The following is a 15,425-nucleotide window of genomic DNA, read 5'->3' on the forward strand; positions in this document are numbered from 1 at the left end:
AACTCGTCCACCCCTCGCTCAGAAACTCACTCACCCCTCGCTCAGAACGCGGGCAGCAGTGCTCCGTCGCGGCGGGCCAGCACCTTGTCGAAGCTGACGACCGCGCCGCCTCGCCCCGGCCGGTTGCCGAACCGCACGTGATCGGCGAGGCACTCGATCAGATGGAGGCCGCGCCCGCTCTCCGCCTCGTTCCCGCACCGCACCGGGTCGTACCCGGCGGGAAAACCGGGTCCCGTGTCGGCCACCTCGATGCGGCAGCGGTCACCCTCCAGGTAGGCGGACACACGGTAGGCACCCGCCAGATCCCCGGCCGCGCTGCCGTGCTCGACGGCGTTCGCGCACGCCTCGGACAGTGCGAGGCACATGTCGTAGGCCACGTCGGGGTCGACTCCGGCCGCCTCCATGGAGCTCAGCAGGAGGTGCCGCGCGAGCGGCACACTGGCGGCTTCGCGCCGTAGCCGGAGAGACCACCACAGGCTGCTCATGCTCACCCTCCACGCGGCTCGACACACGGGTTACCTATTGCCTGCGTGTCCGAGCACTACTCGGGCGCGTCGCGATGACCCCCGTACGGCGGAAACCGCCCGCCGTACCGACCGGCCGACCGTCTGCCCGGCCCGCACCCGCCGTACGCACGGGGCCCCCGCCTGCGGTACACCGGGGCCTGTACCTGCCGTATACCGGAAGCGGACGCGGTGAGATGATGGCGCCGCCATGACTGCCGGAGCGGACCTGAGACTGCTGCGGGCCGCGGTGTTCGCCGCGGCCTGTGTCACCGTGTCCGCGGCCGGTCACATCCTCGCCGCGGGCACGATGGTCCCGCTGGTCCCGCTCGCGCTGGGATTCGGCTGCGTGTTCGCGCTCGCCGTGGCTCTCGCCGGACGGGAGCGCTCGCTGCCGGGCATCGCCGGGCTCCTCACACTGGGCCAGTTCGCCCTGCACGTGCTCTTCTCCTTCGGCACGATGGGGGCCTCGGCCTCCGCACAGGCCGCCGCGGGCACGCGCCCCGGTTCCCCGGGCAGCCCCGGCGGGGTGCGGGCGCTGGCCGGAAAGCTGCTGTGCAACCACAGCGCGGCGGGCATGAGCGAGGCCGACGCGCGCCGGATCGTCTCCCGCGCGGGGCTCGACCCGGACACCGCCGCCTCCGCCGCGGCGGGCGGCGGCTCGGCCGGACACTCCGCACACCATGCCGCGCACGCGGCCTCCTCGGTGCCTTTCCCCGACACCCCGCTCGACTGCCTGCGGGACGCGGCGCGCGCCGCCGTCGGCATGTTCGACGCACCGATGCTCCTCGGCCACCTGTGCGCGGCACTGCTGCTCGGCTGGCTGCTGCGGCGCGGCGAGGCGGCGCTGTGGCGCCTGGTGCGGCTGTCGGCCGACGCCGCCGACACGGCCGACGAACTGGTGGCCGCGCTGGCTCTGAGCCGAGCTCTGGCCTACGTACGGGCGTTGCACGCCGGACTGCTGCCCACGACGCCGGTACGGTCCGTCTTTCCCCGGCCCCGTGACGAGCGGGCGCCGCGCTCCGTCACGCTCGACCACACCGTCCACCGGCGCGGCCCGCCCGCGCGCACGGCGGACGCCTTCGCGCTCGCGGCCTGACGGCCCCGCACACGGACGACGACCGCCCCGCGCCCCCTCTTCTCTCCGCTCCCCCACACCGGTGAGCCGCGGCGACAGAGCCGTACGCCTTGTGCGCTGCGGTGGGTACGCCTTGTGCGCTTCCGTGAGCCCTACGTGGCCGACCGGAGCGCCGTTTGAGAGAGAGGCGCGTGGTCGGGCAGCTGCGCCGTGCGGGCCGTACCGCACGCCCGCGCGCTCGCGCGCCCCGCCCGCATGCTGCCCGTCATCCGCCCTGCCCGTCAGGAGCACACTCGTGAAGATCTCCCACCGCCGTGCCGTGACCGTCGGCGCGCTCGCCGCCGGCACCCTCATGCTGGTCGCCGGACCCGCCTCGGCGCACGTCAGCGTCGACCCGCAGGAGGCGCCCAAGGGTGGTTACAGCACCGTCAACTTCAAGGTGCCCAACGAGAAGGACGACGCCTCCACCGTGAAGCTGGAGGTCACCTTCCCCACCGACCACCCGCTGGCGTCCGTGATGCCGCAGCCGGTGCCCGGCTGGGACATCAAGGTCGACAAGAAGAAGCTGGACAAGCCGATCGAGACGCACGGCGAAAAGATCACCGAAGCCGTCTCGAAGGTCACCTGGAGCGGCGGCAAGGTCGAGCCCGGCGAGTTCCAGCAGTTCCCCGTCTCCATGGGACAACTCCCCGAGGACGGGGACCAGCTCGTCTTCAAGGCCCTTCAGACCTACGACGATGACGACGTCGTACGGTGGATCGAGGAGCAGCAGAAGGGCGCGCCCGAGCCCGAGCACCCGGCGCCGGTGCTGAAGCTCGCCGCCGCCGAGGAGGACGGGAGGGCCGCGGGGTCCGCGTCGGGCGACGGCAAGGCCACGGAGCAGACGGCGGCCTCCTCCGGCACGGACGCCGACTCCGGCGACGGCTCCGACACCACCGCACGCGTCCTGGGCGTGGTGGGCATCGTCGTGGGCGTCGCCGGTATCGCCTTCGGCGTCCTGGCGGGCCGCCGCCGCGCCTCCTGACCCCTCCTGACCCCACGGTCCGAAGCGGGTGGTGCGGCCCGGCGCGTGAGCCGGGCCGCACCACCCGCGGGCCCCGCGTCCGCCTCCCCTCGCACCCTTCGCACCTTTCGACACCGGCCCCGTCACGGCCCCGACACCCATACCGACACCGACACACACACCGACCCCGAACCAGCACGAAGCGGATCACCACCATGCGCACTACCAGAACGGTCCCGGCGGCAGCCGCCCTTGTCGCGGCCGCCGCCCTCGCCCTGACCGGCTGCGGCACCGACGGCGACGACGGCGGCAAGGCCGCCGACAAGCCGGCCACGGTCGAGAAGCAGGAGAAGGGCGGCACGGTCCTCGACCAGCCCTTCGACAAGCCCGACCTGACGCTCACCGACACCCACGGCGAGAAGTACGACTTCATCGAGGAGACCAAGGGCCACCCCACGCTCCTCTACTTCGGTTACACCAACTGTCCCGACGTCTGTCCGCTGACGATGAGCAACATCGCGGTGGCCAAGGCGAAGCTGCCCAAGGAAGAGCAGAAGAAGCTGCGGGTCGTCTTCGTCACCACCGACCCGAAGCGGGACACCCCCGGGGAACTCGGCAAGTGGCTGCGCGGCCAGGACCCGTCGTTCACCGGACTGACCGGTGACTTCGACACCATCCAGGCGGGCGCCCGCAGCCTGGGCGTGAGCGTCGAGCCGTCGTACAAGAAGAAGAACGGCGACGTCGTCTCCACCCACGGCGCCCAGGTGCTCGCCTTCTCCCCCAAGGACGACAAGGCGCACGTCCTCTACACCGAGGGCAACACCGACCCGAAGATCCTCGACAGGGAACTGCCCAAGATCATCAAGGGGGAGAACCCGTGACCCCTCGTCCGCTCGGCGCCACGGCCCGCCGTTCACTCGCCGCCACCGCGCTCGGCGCCGCCTGCGTGCTCGCCCTGGGCGCCTGTTCCTCGTCCTCTCCGTCCTCTTCATCCTCCTCGTCCGGAGACAAGGAAGGGAGTGCCTCGACAACGGGGCGCCCCGAGGTGAAGGTCAGCGGCGCCTACGTGCCGCAGCCGCCCACCGACAAGATGGCCGGCGGCTTCCTGACCGTGCGCAACAGCGGCAGCAAGGCCGACAAGCTCATCTCCGTCTCCAGTGACGTGGCGGGCGAGGTCGAGATGCACGAGACGGTCGAACAACAGATGCGGCAGGTCGAATCCCTGCCGGTCCCCGCGCACGGCACCCTGAAACTGGCGCGCGGGGGCAACCACCTGATGCTCATGGAACTCAAGCACAAGCCGGTCAAGGGCCAGACAGTGACCTTCGTCCTGCACTTCGCGAAGTCCGGCTCCGTCACGGTCAAGGCTCCCGTCGAGGCGACGAACTACACACCCGAGAAGTGAGGTTCGCAGGCGTGCCGTACACCACCGAGCCCCCTCCGTCCGCTGCCGCGGCCGGCCGGCGTCACCGCCCGGCCGGCCGACCGACGCCGCTCCGCGCCGCGACAGCGCCCCCTTCCCTCCGAGCGGCCACACAGTCGTCCCGTGCGCGGACGGTCATGCCGTCGGCCCGTGCGCGGACGGTCATGCCGTCGGCCCGTGCGCGGACGGTCATGCCGACGGCCCGTGGTGCGTGGAAAGCGCTCGTGATGGCCCTGCTGACCGGTGGGCTGGCGCTGCTGGGGATCCTGGCCACCGCGGGGCCCGCCGCCGCGCACGCGGCGCTGACCGGCAGCAACCCGGCGGACGGCTCGGTGGTGCGCGACGCGCCCCGCCAGGTGACGCTCGACTTCTCCGAGGGCGTGGCCATGTCCGACGACTCGATCCGCGTCCTCGACCCGCACGGCAAGCGGGCCGACACCGGGGCGATCCGCGACACCGGCACAGGCGGGAAGACGCAGCGCGCCGTGTCGCTCAAATCCTCGCTCTCCAAGGGCACGTACACGGTCGCCTGGCAGGCCGTCTCCGCCGACAGCCACCCCGTCTCGGGCGCGTTCACCTTCTCCATCAAGGAACCGTCCGAAACCAGCGCGACCGTCCCCCAGCAGGACGAGAACACCGGCGGCGGTGCCGTGGGGACGCTCTACGGGATCGGCCGGTACGCCGCCTACGCGGGCTTCGTCCTGCTGGTCGGTGGTGCGGGCTTCGTCATGCTGTGCGCCCCGCGCGCGGCCTCCTCGCGGGCGGTACAGCGGCTGACCGTCACCGGATGGGTCACCCTGACCGCCGCCACACTGGCCCTGTTGCTGCTGCGCACCCCCTACACCGGCTCGGGCAGGCTCGCCGACGTCCTCGACCTGGGCGGGCTCAAGGACGTGGTCGCCACCAAACCGGGCGCGGCCCTGGTGTCCAGGCTGCTGCTGCTGGCGGCGGCGGCCCTGTTCGTCTCGGTGCTCTTCGGGGCGTACGCGAGGCGCCGCAAGGACGGTGCGGTGAGCACGGATGGTGTGGCGGACACGGACGGTCTGGCCGGCACGGACGAGCCGGTCGGCGCGCGGGAGCGGCACGATCTGCTGTACGGGCTCGCCATCGGTGGCACCGTCGTCGCGGCCGGGCTCGCGGCGACCTGGGCGATGGCCGAACACGCCTCCACCGGCATCCAGACGTCGCTCGCCATGCCGGTGGACATCCTGCACCTGCTGGCCGTCGCCCTGTGGCTCGGCGGACTGGCCGCGCTCTTCTGTCTGCTGCGGTGGGGGCCCTCGCCCTCGGGCACGACAGTGCGGCGTTTCTCCGCGGTGGCGCTCACGAGTGTGACCGTGCTCGCCGCGACGGGGCTGTACCAGTCGTGGCGCCAGGTGGGAACCTTCGACGCACTGACGAGTACGTCGTACGGACAGCTGCTGTTGGTGAAGGTCGCCCTGGTGGCCGTGCTGGTGGGGATCGGCTGGTTCTCCCGCCGATGGACAGCCAGGTTGTCGCAGATCCCGACGGAGGCGACGGATGTCCAGGGGGAGGGGACGGAGGTCCCGAGGGAGGCGGAAAGCGGCCGTACGGAGAGCGTCCGCACGGACGTCCCCGTCCGGACAGCGTCCCTTCCGCACACGCGCTCTCCACAGCCGCCGGTCCGCGCCTCCGCTCCGCCTTCCAGCCTCTCTTCCGACAGCGCCTCTGCTGACAGCGCCTCTTCCGAGGATCCCTCCGACGGCCGCACGGCCGACCCGGTGCGCGCCGCACAGCTCGCGCGGCAGCGGGACGCCGCCGACGCGGCACAGCGGCGCAAGCGGCGCGAGGCCGATCCGGAGCGCAGCGGGCTGCGCCGCTCGGTGCTGACGGAGGCCTCCGTCGCCGTCGTCCTGCTGGCCGTCACCACGATCCTCACCAACACCGAGCCGGGCCGCACCGAGGCGCAGGCACACGCGGCGGGGGACACGGGAACGAGCGCCTCCACCGGTCCTGTGGAGGCGAAGGTGCCGTTCGACACCGGCGGCCCAGGCGGCAAGGGCACCGCCGCGCTCACGCTCGACCCGGGCTCCCGCGGCCGCAACACCCTCCAGCTGCGCACCACCGCCCCCGACGGCCGTCCGCTCGACGCACCGGAGGTGAAGGTCACCTTCACCCTCCCCGCGAAGGACCTCGGGCCGCTGCCTGTCACCCTGAAACCGGTCGCGGGGAAGAAGGGCCACTGGAAGGCCACGGACGTCCGGTTGCCCATGGCCGGAGAATGGAAGCTCGCACTCACCGTCCGCACCTCGGACATCGACCAGGTCACCACCTACAAGACCGCCACCATCGGCTGAGCCGGAACCGAACCACACCATGAGTACGCACAGCGACCACGAATCCGCGAACCACACCACGGACGGCGGCCCCGAGCGGGGCGGCGAACCCGACCGCGGTCCCCGCGCGACCGCCGTCAACGCCCCTCGTAAGCGGCGAGAACGCCGCCGGGGGTCCCCGTCCCGGGACTCTCTCCCTCCCCCGACCACCCCGAAAGAGGAACACGGTACGCCGTCCGGTAGCGGTACGCCGCTGTCGCGGAGGCGGCTGCTGGGCACCGCCTCCGCCGCGGGCGCGGGCGGGCTGGTGCTGGGTGCCGCGGGCGGCGCGTGGGGGCACGCGGCGGCGCAGAACGAGCCGCCCGCGGCGCTGACGTCGCTGGGCTCGGCCGACGTGGCGTTCCACGGCACGCACCAGGCGGGCATCGTCACACCGGCGCAGGCGCACGGCCACCTGGTGGCGTTCGACCTCGTGTCCGGCGCCGGGCGCAGGCAGGCGGCGGCGCTGCTGCGGCGCTGGTCGGACGCGGCGCGGCGGATGATGGCGGGCGAGCCGCCGTCAGGCGGCGAGCGGGACACCGGGATCGCGCTGGACGCGGGGCCCTCGTCGCTGACGGTGACGTTCGGGTTCGGCCGTACGTTCTTCACCCGTACGGGTATGAAGAAGGAGCTGCCGCGGCAGCTGGCCCCGCTGCCGGACTTCTCCGCCGACGCGCTGGACAAGGAGCGCTCCGACGGCGATCTGTGGGTGCAGATCGGCGCGGACGACGCGCTGGTCGCCTTCCACGCGCTGCGCGCGCTCCAGCGGGAGGCCGCGGGGGTGGCGCGGCTGCGCTGGCAGATGTCCGGTTTCAACCGTTCTCCCGGGGCCACGGACCGCCCCCGTACGGTGCGCAACCTGATGGGCCAGGTGGACGGCAGCAACAATCCGAAGACCACGGACGACGACTTCGCCGAGCGCGTCTTCGTGCCGTCCTCGGGTGAGCCGTCCTGGATGGCGGGCGGCTCGTTCGTGGTGCAGCGGCGTATCAGGATGCTGCTCGACAGCTGGGACGAGCGCGCGCTGGGCGAGCAGGAGCGGGTCATCGGGCGGCGCAAGTCCGACGGCGCACCGCTGACAGGCGGGCACGAGCACACCGCCCCTGACCTGGACAAGCGCGGCAAGGACGGGCTGCCGGTGATCGCCGCCGACGCGCACGTCCGGGTCGCGGCGCCGGAGACGAACGGGGGCGCGGCGATGCTGCGCCGCCCCTTCTCCTTCCACGACGGTTTCCGGGACGACGGCGCACCGGACGCCGGGCTGCTGTTCCTGGCCTGGCAGGCGGACCCGCTGCGCGGCTTCGTACCCGTGCAGCGCAAGCTCGACCGGGGGGACGCGCTCTCGGACTTCCTGCGGCACGAGGCGAGCGGGCTGTTCGCCGTTCCGGGCGGTCCGGCGCGGGGCGAGTACGTGGGCCAGCGGCTGCTCGAGGGCTGAGACCGGCGCTCGGCGGGTGCCCGGCGCGGCTACCGTGGCGGCATGTCATCTGCGAGCCGCTACACCTACCTCGGTCCCGAGGGCACGTTCACCGAAGCCGCGCTGCACACGCTCCCCGAGGCCGCCACCCGCCAGCTCACCCCGATGGTGTCCGTTCCGGCGGCGCTGGACGCCGTGCGGAACGGGGAGGCGCAGGCGGCGTTCGTGCCGATCGAGAACTCGGTGGAGGGCGGGGTGACCGCCACGCTGGACGAGCTGGCGGGCGGCGGCCGGCTGATGATCTACCGCGAGGTGCTGCTACCGATCGCGTTCGCGCTGCTGGTGCGGCCGGGGACGACGCTGGAGACGATCAAGACGGTGACGGGGCACCCGGTCGCCCAGCCGCAGGTGCGCAACTGGCTCGCGGCGCACCTGCCGGACGCCGTGTGGGAGTCGGCGGCCTCCAACGCGGACGGTGCCCGCCTGGTGCAGGAGGGCCGGTACGACGCGGCGTTCGCGGGCGAGTTCGCGGCGGCGAGGTACGGCCTTGAGCCGCTGGTCACCGACGTCCACGACGCGGAGAACGCGACGACGCGGTTCGTGCTGCTGGGCCGTCCCGCGCGCCCCGCGGCGCCGACGGGTGCGGACAAGACGTCGGTCGTCTTCTGGCTGCAGGGGGACCAGCCGGGTGCGCTGCTGGAGGTCATGCACGAGTACGCCTCGCGGGGGGTGAACATGATGCGGATCGAGTCGCGGCCGACGGGCGAGGGCATCGGGCAGTACTGCTTCTCGGTGGACTGCGAGGGGCACGTGGAGGACCGCCGGGTGGGGGACGTACTCATGGGGCTCAAGCGCTCGTGCCGTGCCGTGCGCTTCCTGGGTTCGTATCCGCGCGCCGACGAGCAGCCGCCGACGCTGCGTCCCGGTATGGCGGACGAGGACTTCGTGGCGGCGGCGGACTGGCTGACGCGGTGCCTGGACGGGCGGGACTGAGGTCCGGGCGGCGCTGTTCCCACTGTGCACAGCTGCGGCGAAGTTATCCACAGGGGTGAGTGGCGACCTGTGAACAAGTCGACAGGCGAAACGGACTCTGTCGACAAAACGGCATGGATACCGCATCGCCGTCCACAGCCGCCAGCACCCGCCTCGTCAGCACAATTCCCTCGATGAACCCTTCGGTGTGAGCTGATCCCCCTCAAAAGAGTGGGAATTTCGGGTTTACGGCGGGAATTCCCGGAGGGCCGAGCAGGCACCGGAAGGGATCTCTCCCATTTCCACAGCATCGCTTCCCCGCCTGTGGAAAAGTCGCTCAGCACCGGAGGTCGCTGTGGATAAACCCGGTGGACACCGACGCCCAACTTCCCTGACCGGCCCCGGAGTCCTCCCGACCTCCCCCTTCCGAAAGAGAGGCGGAATTCCCGGGAGGCGCCGCCGGAGACGTCGGCAATGCGAGCCTCGCAAATCCACCAATTCGGACAAATTACACGCAAAGGGATTTCGGATCGAGAGCCGTCGGAGGTCACCGGTACCCTGGCGGGGTGATTGACCTTCGCCTGCTCCGTGAGGACCCCGACCGTGCGCGCGCCTCGCAGCGTGCCCGTGGAGAGGACGTCGACCTCGTCGACGCGGTGCTCTCCGCCGACGAGCGGCGCAGGTCCTCCAGCGTCCGCTTCGACGAGCTGCGCGCCGAGCAGAAGCAGCTCGGCAAGCTCATCCCCAAGGCCGAGGGCGAGGAGAAGGCGGAGCTGCTGCGCCGCACCGGCGAGCTGGCGACCGCGGTCAAGGCCGCCGACGCCGAGAAGGACGAGGCCGCCGCCGAGACGCAGGAACTGCTGCGCCGGCTGAGCAACCTGGTGCACCCGGACGTCCCGGTGGGCGGCGAGGAGGACTTCACCGTCCTGGAGACCCTCGGCACCCCCCGCGACTTCGGCGCCGAGGGCTTCGAGCCGAAGGACCACCTGGAGCTGGGCCAGCTGCTCGGCGCCATCGACGTCGAGCGCGGCGCCAAGGTGTCGGGCTCGCGCTTCTACTTCCTCACCGGCGTCGGCGCCCTGCTGGAGCTGGCGCTGGTCAACGCGGCCCTCGCCCAGGCGACCGAGGCGGGCTTCACGCCGATGCTCACGCCCGCGCTGGTCAAGTCGCAGGCCATGGACGGCACCGGATTCCTCGGCCAGGCGGCCCAGGACGTCTACCAGCTGGAGAAGGACGAGCTCTACCTCGTCGGCACCTCCGAGGTGGCCCTGGCCGGGTATCACATGGACGAGATCATCGAGGCGAACCGGCTGCCGCTGCGCTACGCCGCCTTCTCCCCGTGCTTCCGGCGGGAGGCCGGCTCGTACGGCAAGGACACCCGAGGCATCTTCCGCGTCCACCAGTTCGACAAGGTGGAGATGTTCTCCTACGTCGACCCCGAGGACTCGCAGGCCGAGCACCGCAGGCTGCTGGAGTGGGAGAAGCAGTGGCTCTCCTCCCTGGAGCTGCCGTTCCAGGTGATCGACGTGGCCACCGGCGACCTGGGCGCCTCGGCCGCGCGCAAGTACGACTGCGAGGCCTGGATCCCCACCCAGGGCAAGTACCGCGAGCTGACCTCCACCTCGGACTGCACCCAGTTCCAGTCGCGGCGCCTGTCCGTGCGCATGCGGGACGGCAAGCATGTGCAGCCGCTGGCCACGCTGAACGGCACCCTGTGCGCCGTACCGCGCACGATCGTCGCGCTGCTGGAGAACCACCAGCAGGAGGACGGTTCGGTGTGGGTGCCGCCGGTGCTGCGCCCCTACCTGGGCGGGCGTGAGGCGCTGGAGCCGATCGCCAAGTGAGCACCGCAGCAGACGCCAACGCCGCGGGCTCCGGTGCCGCGGACGCCGACGCCGCCGGCCCCGGGGCGGCCGCGGACGCGTCCGTGCCCGCCCCTCGGTTTCCCTACCGGCTGATCGCCACCGACCTCGACGGCACGCTTCTGCGCTCCGACGACACCATCTCCGCGCGCACCCGAGCCGCGCTGGACGCCGCCGCCGAGCGGGGTGCGGCACACATCGTGGTGACCGGACGTGCGGTGCCGTGGACCAAGCGGATACTGGCCGAACTGGACTACCGGGGCCTGGCGGTGTGCGCACAGGGCTCGCAGGTCTACGACGCGGGCGCGGGCAAGCTGCTGACCTCCGTCACGCTCGACCGCCGGGTCGGCCGGCAGGCGCTCGACCTGCTGGAGAAGGAGGTCGGCACCGTCGCGGTGGCCGCCTCCTGCGACGGTCTCGACGGCCAGGTGCTGGCCGGGCCCGGCTACCGCGTGCACGAGGGGCCGCTGCCCTACGTCCCCGTCGAGGACCGGGAGACGATCTGGCAGCAGCCGCTCAACAAGCTCTACATCCAGCACGACCAGTTGGACGACGACGGGCTGGCCAAGGCCGCGCGTGCCGCTGTCGGCGACCTGGTGGGCGTGGTGATGGCCGGCGAGGGCATCGTGGAGCTGCTGCCGCTGGGGCTCAGCAAGGCGAAGGGGCTGGCGCTGGCGGCCCGCCGCCTGAGGATCCGAGCGGCCGAGACCGTCGCGTTCGGTGACATGCCCAACGACGTTCCGATGTTCGCCTGGGCCGGGCACGGCGTCGCCATGGCCAACGCCCACGAGGAGCTGCTGGCCGTCGCCGACGAGGTGACCGCGGCCAACGACGAGGACGGCATCGCCGTGGTCCTGGAGCGGCTGCTGTCCCGCCCGTAGGGGCCGGATGCCCCTGCGGGCACGGGCCGGGCTCTACCGGAGGGGGCCCTGCCAGAACGGCCCAGGGCCCTTGAGGCTGCGGACCATCGGGTACGTCTCCATGCCGCTCACCCCGGGCAGCCGGGAGAGCGGTCCTGTCAGGTAGGCGTACAGGGCCGCCGAGTTCTTGCACACGACCGTCAGGAACAGGTTGGCCGCGCCCGTGGTGGCGCACGCGAACGCCACCTGCGGATGCGCGGCCACCGCCTGCCCGACGGCGTGCAGCCGGGCGGGCGGTACGGACAGCCAGATGGTGGCACGCAGCCCCTGGTCGAACAGGTAGGGGCCGTAGTCGAGGTCGAAGTAGAGCGCCCCGCTCGCCCGCAGCTCCGTCATGCGGCGCCGCACGGTGGACGGCGACCAGCCCGTCGCGGCGGCGAGCTCCGGCACGGGCGCGCGGCCGTCGCGCGCGAGGCAGGTGAGGAGTTTGTGGTCGCCGGCGGTCAGCCTGACGGGTTCGTCGGACAGCCGGGCCGGGGGCGGGGAGAGCGCTGCCACCTGCTCGGACGAGAGCGTCCCCGACTTGAGGATCAGCCCCTCCGCGCCACCGAAATACTGGTGCAGCTTGCAGTAGGCGCTGACCCCCAGCACGCGCGGCGTGCGCGGCAGCTCACGCAGCAACAGCGCCTCACCGCCCTCCCGCGCCCAGTCGCCGCTGGAGCGCGCGACCGCGCTGACCTCCGTGCCGCCCGCCATCAGCCCCACCCACGAGGTGTCCGTCCGGCGCGCGAGCGCCTCCGCGAGCGGCACGGCCGCGTCAGGCGTGGTCGAGACCCGCACCAGCCAGACGGTCTCCCCCAGCGCCGCGGGTTCCGTCAGGCCCAGGACGCGCATGGCGCGCCCGCCGCGCAGTTTCGCCCAGCGGCGGGCGATCGTCTGGTCCGAGACGCCCAGTACCTCGGCGATCCGGGAGAACGCCACCCGCCCGTCGAGCTGGAGGGCGTGTCCGAGCTGCCGGTCGAGATCGTCCAGCGGCGGAGGCGTGCGGAGGGCAGCTGTGTGGGTTTGCACCACAAGAACGGTAGTCGATGTCGGAATCCACCGCCCGAGGCCCACTGGTTCGGCCTGGCAGCCGACTTCTTCGAGCCTGGCGGCATGAGGAAAACAACGGGAAGCGGCCCGGGCTGGTGGCCGCTCGTCGCCCTGTCGCTGGGCGCCTTCATGCTGCTGATCGACGTGACGATCGTGAACACGGCGCTGCCGAGTATGGCGACCGCGCTAGACGCCTCGTTCACCTCCCTGCAGTGGGTGGTGGACGTCTACGCGGTCGCGCTGGCCGCGCTGCTGCTGGCCGCCGGCTCGCTGGCCGACCTGCACGGAAAGCGGCGGGTTTTCACCGCAGGTCTGGTGATCTTCGCGCTCGCCTCGCTGGCCTGCGGACTCGCCCCCGACGTCGGCTGGCTGATCGCGGCGCGCGCCGTGCAGGGTGTCGGTGCGGCGGCGATCTTCGCGGCGAACGCGCCGCTGATCACCGCCACGTACCACGGGCGGGCGCGGGGCATCGCGTTCGGTGTGTGGGGCGCGGTCAACGGCGCCGCCGCCGGGTGCGGATTCGCGCTCGGCGGTGTGCTGACCGAGTACGTCGACTGGCGCGCGATCTTCTTCGTCAACGTACCGCTGACGGTGCTGGCCCTGTGGATCACCTACCGCACGGTGCCCGCTTCCCGCCCTCCGCGGGGCGCGGGGGCGCGCGTGGACTGGGCGGGTGCCGCGCTGTTCACCCTGGGGGTGGGCGCGCTGACGTACGGGCTGGTGCGGGGCGGCGACGCGGGCTGGAGCGACCGGCTGACGGTGGCCTCGCTGATCGCCGCCGGGCTCGCCACCGTGGGGTTCGCGCTGGTGGAGCGCGCCCTGGGCGGTGCGAGGAGGCGCCGGAACCGGGCCGCGGCGCCACTGCTGGACCTGTCACTGCTGCGGAACAGGTCGTTCACCGTGCTGATGGGGGCGGCGCTGCTTACCCAGGCCGCCGCGTTCGCACACTTCGTCTACAGCGCGTTGTGGGCCCAGTCGGTGCTGGGCATGAGCCCGCTGAGCGCGGGCCTCGCCCTGCTGCCGATGTCGGTGGTCTCCTTCCTCGTCGCCGCCCTGTTCGGTGGGCGGCTGCAGCGGATGCGTCCCCAGTACCCGCTGGGTGTCGGCGTGCTCGTGATCGGCGTCGGCGTGCTGGCACAGACGCTGGTGGAGCCCGGCTCGTCCTGGACGGCGCTGCTGCCCGGGTGCCTGCTCATCGGGGTCGGCGTGGGTCTCGCGCTCACCGTCCTGATCGCCGCCGCGCTCGGCGCCGTACCGCCCGAGCGGGCGGGGCTGGCGAGCGGCGCCGTGAACACCTTCCGGCAGCTGGGCTACGCGCTGGGGGTCGCCGTGCTCGGCACCCTGTTCGCCACCCGGATACGCGAGGTGCTGACCGGTCTCGGGGTGCCGCGTGCGGCCGCGGAGGCCGCGGGGAGTGGCCGCGCCCGCGAGGCGGGGGTGCCGATGGGACTCGTTCGGGAGGCGTTCGCGGCCGGGCTCGACCGCGTCTTCGTGGTGTCCGGTCTCGCGGCGCTCGCCGCGGGGGCCGCGGTGCTGCTCTTCGTCCGGGGGCGTGCGACGACGGCGCACGCGCCGGAGCGGGTTCCGGGGCCGGAGTCGGCCCCGGAACCCGCGGGAGGTTCGGGGAGGGCTCCCGAGCACGCACGGGAGGAGGCTCATTCGGCGACGCCGTAGCCCCCGGCTGCGCCGTCGTCCGCGGGGGCGTCGCCGTCTTCCGTGGGGGCGGCGTGGCTGCTGTGCACGGGGGCGGTTTCGGCGGTGTACAGCCGCGCCACCTCTTGGGCCCGGCGGGCCAGTTCCGCGCGGGCCTCGGGTGGGTCGAGGACCTCAAGCCAGGGACCGAACTGGAGGAGTTGGGTGACGGCGGCCAGGACGGGAAAGGCGAGGCGGACGGTCACCCACGCGTCGTCCCCCTCGGAGTCGTCCCCCGCAGAGTCGGGGCCCTCGGAGTCGGGGTCCGCGGACGTCCGAGGCGGTTTGGGGACGGCGACCAGCACCGGGCCGACGATGCGGGCGAACATGTCGAAGCGGTCTCTGTGCACCAGCGCCGTCACCCGCACCGGCATGGGCCGCTCCTCCACGCGGCGGCGCAGCGGCTGCCAGACGTCGGCCAGTTCGACGCCGGGCCTGCGCCGCACCGGCTCCTGAAGCACCTCGGCGGAGGCCATCCGGTCCACCCGGAAGAGCGCGGGGGAGCGCCGCCGGTCCGCGACCAGGTACCAGACGCCGGCCTTGCTGACGAGGCCGTAGGGATCGACGGTGTAGGTGCGCAGCTCCCGCTCGCCTCCGTGCCGGTAGCGGATGCGCAGCCTGCGGTCGGCGAAGACGGCGTCGTGCAGCGCGTCGAGTTCGACGTCCGCGCGGGGCCCGCTCAGCCACCGGTCGGGGTCCACCAGGATGCGGCGGCTGGTCAGTTCGGCCGCCGGACGGTGCGGTGCCGGGAGCGCGGCCATCACTTTGCGGAGCGCGGAGACCAGCGCGTTGTCGAGTCCGAGGGCCGCGTGCGCGTCCTGCGCGGCGAGAACGAACAGGGCGCGGGCCTCGTCACCTGTCAGACCGGTGACGTCCGTGCGGTACCCCGGCAGCAGCCGGATGCCGCCGTGCCGCCCCCGTTCGGCGTACACCGGCACTCCGGCGGCCGACAGCGCTTCCACGTCGCGGTAGATGGTGCGCGGAGAGACCTCCAGCTCCGTCGCCAACTGGTCGGCCGGCACGCGGCCACGCGTCTGGAGGAGCAGCAGAACGGACAGCAGGCGATCGGATTTCACCTCCCCACAGTGCCGCAGAAAATGTTGACGGTCGATGGCAGGTTTTGACGGCAGACTCCTTCCCGGCCCGCGCCCCGGAACGTCGCACACCTGCTGCGTCCCCGTTTGCGC

At 72.6% G+C, this 15,425-nt stretch carries 13 protein-coding genes; 10 read left to right on the top strand and 3 right to left on the bottom strand.

Annotated features, from left to right (window positions below; translation table 11 throughout):
• Positions 1–41: 41 nt before the first annotated feature.
• On the bottom strand, positions 42–485 hold the full coding sequence (locus MMF93_RS16090; RefSeq protein ID WP_242752093.1) for an ATP-binding protein: 444 nt from the start codon (positions 483–485) through the stop codon (positions 42–44).
• 229 nt (positions 486–714) lie between these two features.
• On the opposite strand from MMF93_RS16090, the gene MMF93_RS16095 reads away from it, so the two are divergent.
• The 9 genes from MMF93_RS16095 (at position 715) to MMF93_RS16135 (ending at position 11,475) form a co-directional block, all read left to right on the top strand.
• Positions 715–1,602: a hypothetical protein gene (locus tag MMF93_RS16095; RefSeq protein ID WP_242752095.1), complete on the top strand. Its 888-nt coding sequence runs from the start codon at positions 715–717 to the stop codon at positions 1,600–1,602.
• A gap of 274 nt (positions 1,603–1,876) precedes the next feature.
• Positions 1,877–2,605, top strand: coding sequence for a YcnI family copper-binding membrane protein (locus tag MMF93_RS16100; RefSeq protein ID WP_242752097.1), 729 nt, complete (start codon positions 1,877–1,879; stop codon positions 2,603–2,605).
• Positions 2,606–2,799: 194 nt separating this feature from the next.
• On the top strand, positions 2,800–3,465 hold the full coding sequence (locus tag MMF93_RS16105) for an SCO family protein (RefSeq protein ID WP_242752099.1): 666 nt from the start codon (positions 2,800–2,802) through the stop codon (positions 3,463–3,465).
• Entirely contained in the window at positions 3,462–3,989 is a 528-nt protein-coding gene (locus MMF93_RS16110) for a copper chaperone PCu(A)C (protein ID WP_242752101.1), read from the top strand. The genes MMF93_RS16105 and MMF93_RS16110 overlap by 4 nt, the downstream gene beginning before the upstream one ends.
• Before the next feature lie 209 nt (positions 3,990–4,198).
• Positions 4,199–6,325 (top strand): copper resistance CopC/CopD family protein, encoded by a 2,127-nt coding sequence (locus MMF93_RS16115; protein ID WP_242752103.1) that lies wholly within the window; start codon positions 4,199–4,201, stop codon positions 6,323–6,325.
• A gap of 19 nt (positions 6,326–6,344) precedes the next feature.
• Positions 6,345–7,781 (top strand): iron uptake transporter deferrochelatase/peroxidase subunit, encoded by a 1,437-nt coding sequence (gene efeB / locus MMF93_RS16120; protein ID WP_242752105.1) that lies wholly within the window; start codon positions 6,345–6,347, stop codon positions 7,779–7,781.
• A gap of 42 nt (positions 7,782–7,823) precedes the next feature.
• Entirely contained in the window at positions 7,824–8,753 is a 930-nt protein-coding gene (gene pheA / locus MMF93_RS16125; protein WP_242752107.1) for a prephenate dehydratase, read from the top strand.
• Between the two features lie 545 nt (positions 8,754–9,298).
• On the top strand, positions 9,299–10,576 hold the full coding sequence (gene serS, locus MMF93_RS16130; RefSeq protein ID WP_242752109.1) for a serine--tRNA ligase: 1,278 nt from the start codon (positions 9,299–9,301) through the stop codon (positions 10,574–10,576).
• Between the two features lie 83 nt (positions 10,577–10,659).
• Positions 10,660–11,475, top strand: a complete 816-nt coding sequence (locus MMF93_RS16135) for an HAD family hydrolase (protein WP_242757603.1) — start codon at positions 10,660–10,662, stop codon at positions 11,473–11,475.
• 33 nt (positions 11,476–11,508) lie between these two features.
• Here MMF93_RS16135 and MMF93_RS16140 read toward each other — a convergent pair whose 3' ends face one another.
• Positions 11,509–12,525, bottom strand: a complete 1,017-nt coding sequence (locus MMF93_RS16140; RefSeq protein WP_242752111.1) for an Lrp/AsnC family transcriptional regulator — start codon at positions 12,523–12,525, stop codon at positions 11,509–11,511.
• Positions 12,526–12,609: 84 nt separating this feature from the next.
• On the opposite strand from MMF93_RS16140, the gene MMF93_RS16145 reads away from it, so the two are divergent.
• Positions 12,610–14,220, top strand: coding sequence for an MFS transporter (locus MMF93_RS16145; RefSeq protein ID WP_242752113.1), 1,611 nt, complete (start codon positions 12,610–12,612; stop codon positions 14,218–14,220).
• On the opposite strand, the gene MMF93_RS16150 is transcribed toward MMF93_RS16145, so the two are convergent.
• Positions 14,202–15,314 (bottom strand): helix-turn-helix transcriptional regulator, encoded by a 1,113-nt coding sequence (locus MMF93_RS16150; protein ID WP_242752115.1) that lies wholly within the window; start codon positions 15,312–15,314, stop codon positions 14,202–14,204. The two genes, MMF93_RS16145 and MMF93_RS16150, sit on opposite strands and share 19 nt — an antisense overlap.
• Positions 15,315–15,425: the final 111 nt, after the last annotated feature.

Origin of the sequence: Streptomyces tubbatahanensis (genome assembly GCF_022699385.1) — a bacterium.
In the GTDB taxonomy this organism is placed as follows: Bacteria; Actinomycetota; Actinomycetes; order Streptomycetales; family Streptomycetaceae; genus Streptomyces; species Streptomyces diacarni.

Coding starts and splice junctions, on each gene's coding strand:
- MMF93_RS16090 (WP_242752093.1), bottom strand. CDS start 485: ATGAGCAGCCTGTGGTGGTCTCTCCGGCTACGGCGCGAAGCCGCCAGT.
- MMF93_RS16095 (WP_242752095.1), top strand. CDS start 715: ATGACTGCCGGAGCGGACCTGAGACTGCTGCGGGCCGCGGTGTTCGCC.
- MMF93_RS16105 (WP_242752099.1), top strand. CDS start 2,800: ATGCGCACTACCAGAACGGTCCCGGCGGCAGCCGCCCTTGTCGCGGCC.
- MMF93_RS16115 (WP_242752103.1), top strand. CDS start 4,199: ATGCCGACGGCCCGTGGTGCGTGGAAAGCGCTCGTGATGGCCCTGCTG.
- efeB (WP_242752105.1), top strand. CDS start 6,345: ATGAGTACGCACAGCGACCACGAATCCGCGAACCACACCACGGACGGC.
- pheA (WP_242752107.1), top strand. CDS start 7,824: ATGTCATCTGCGAGCCGCTACACCTACCTCGGTCCCGAGGGCACGTTC.
- MMF93_RS16145 (WP_242752113.1), top strand. CDS start 12,610: ATGAGGAAAACAACGGGAAGCGGCCCGGGCTGGTGGCCGCTCGTCGCC.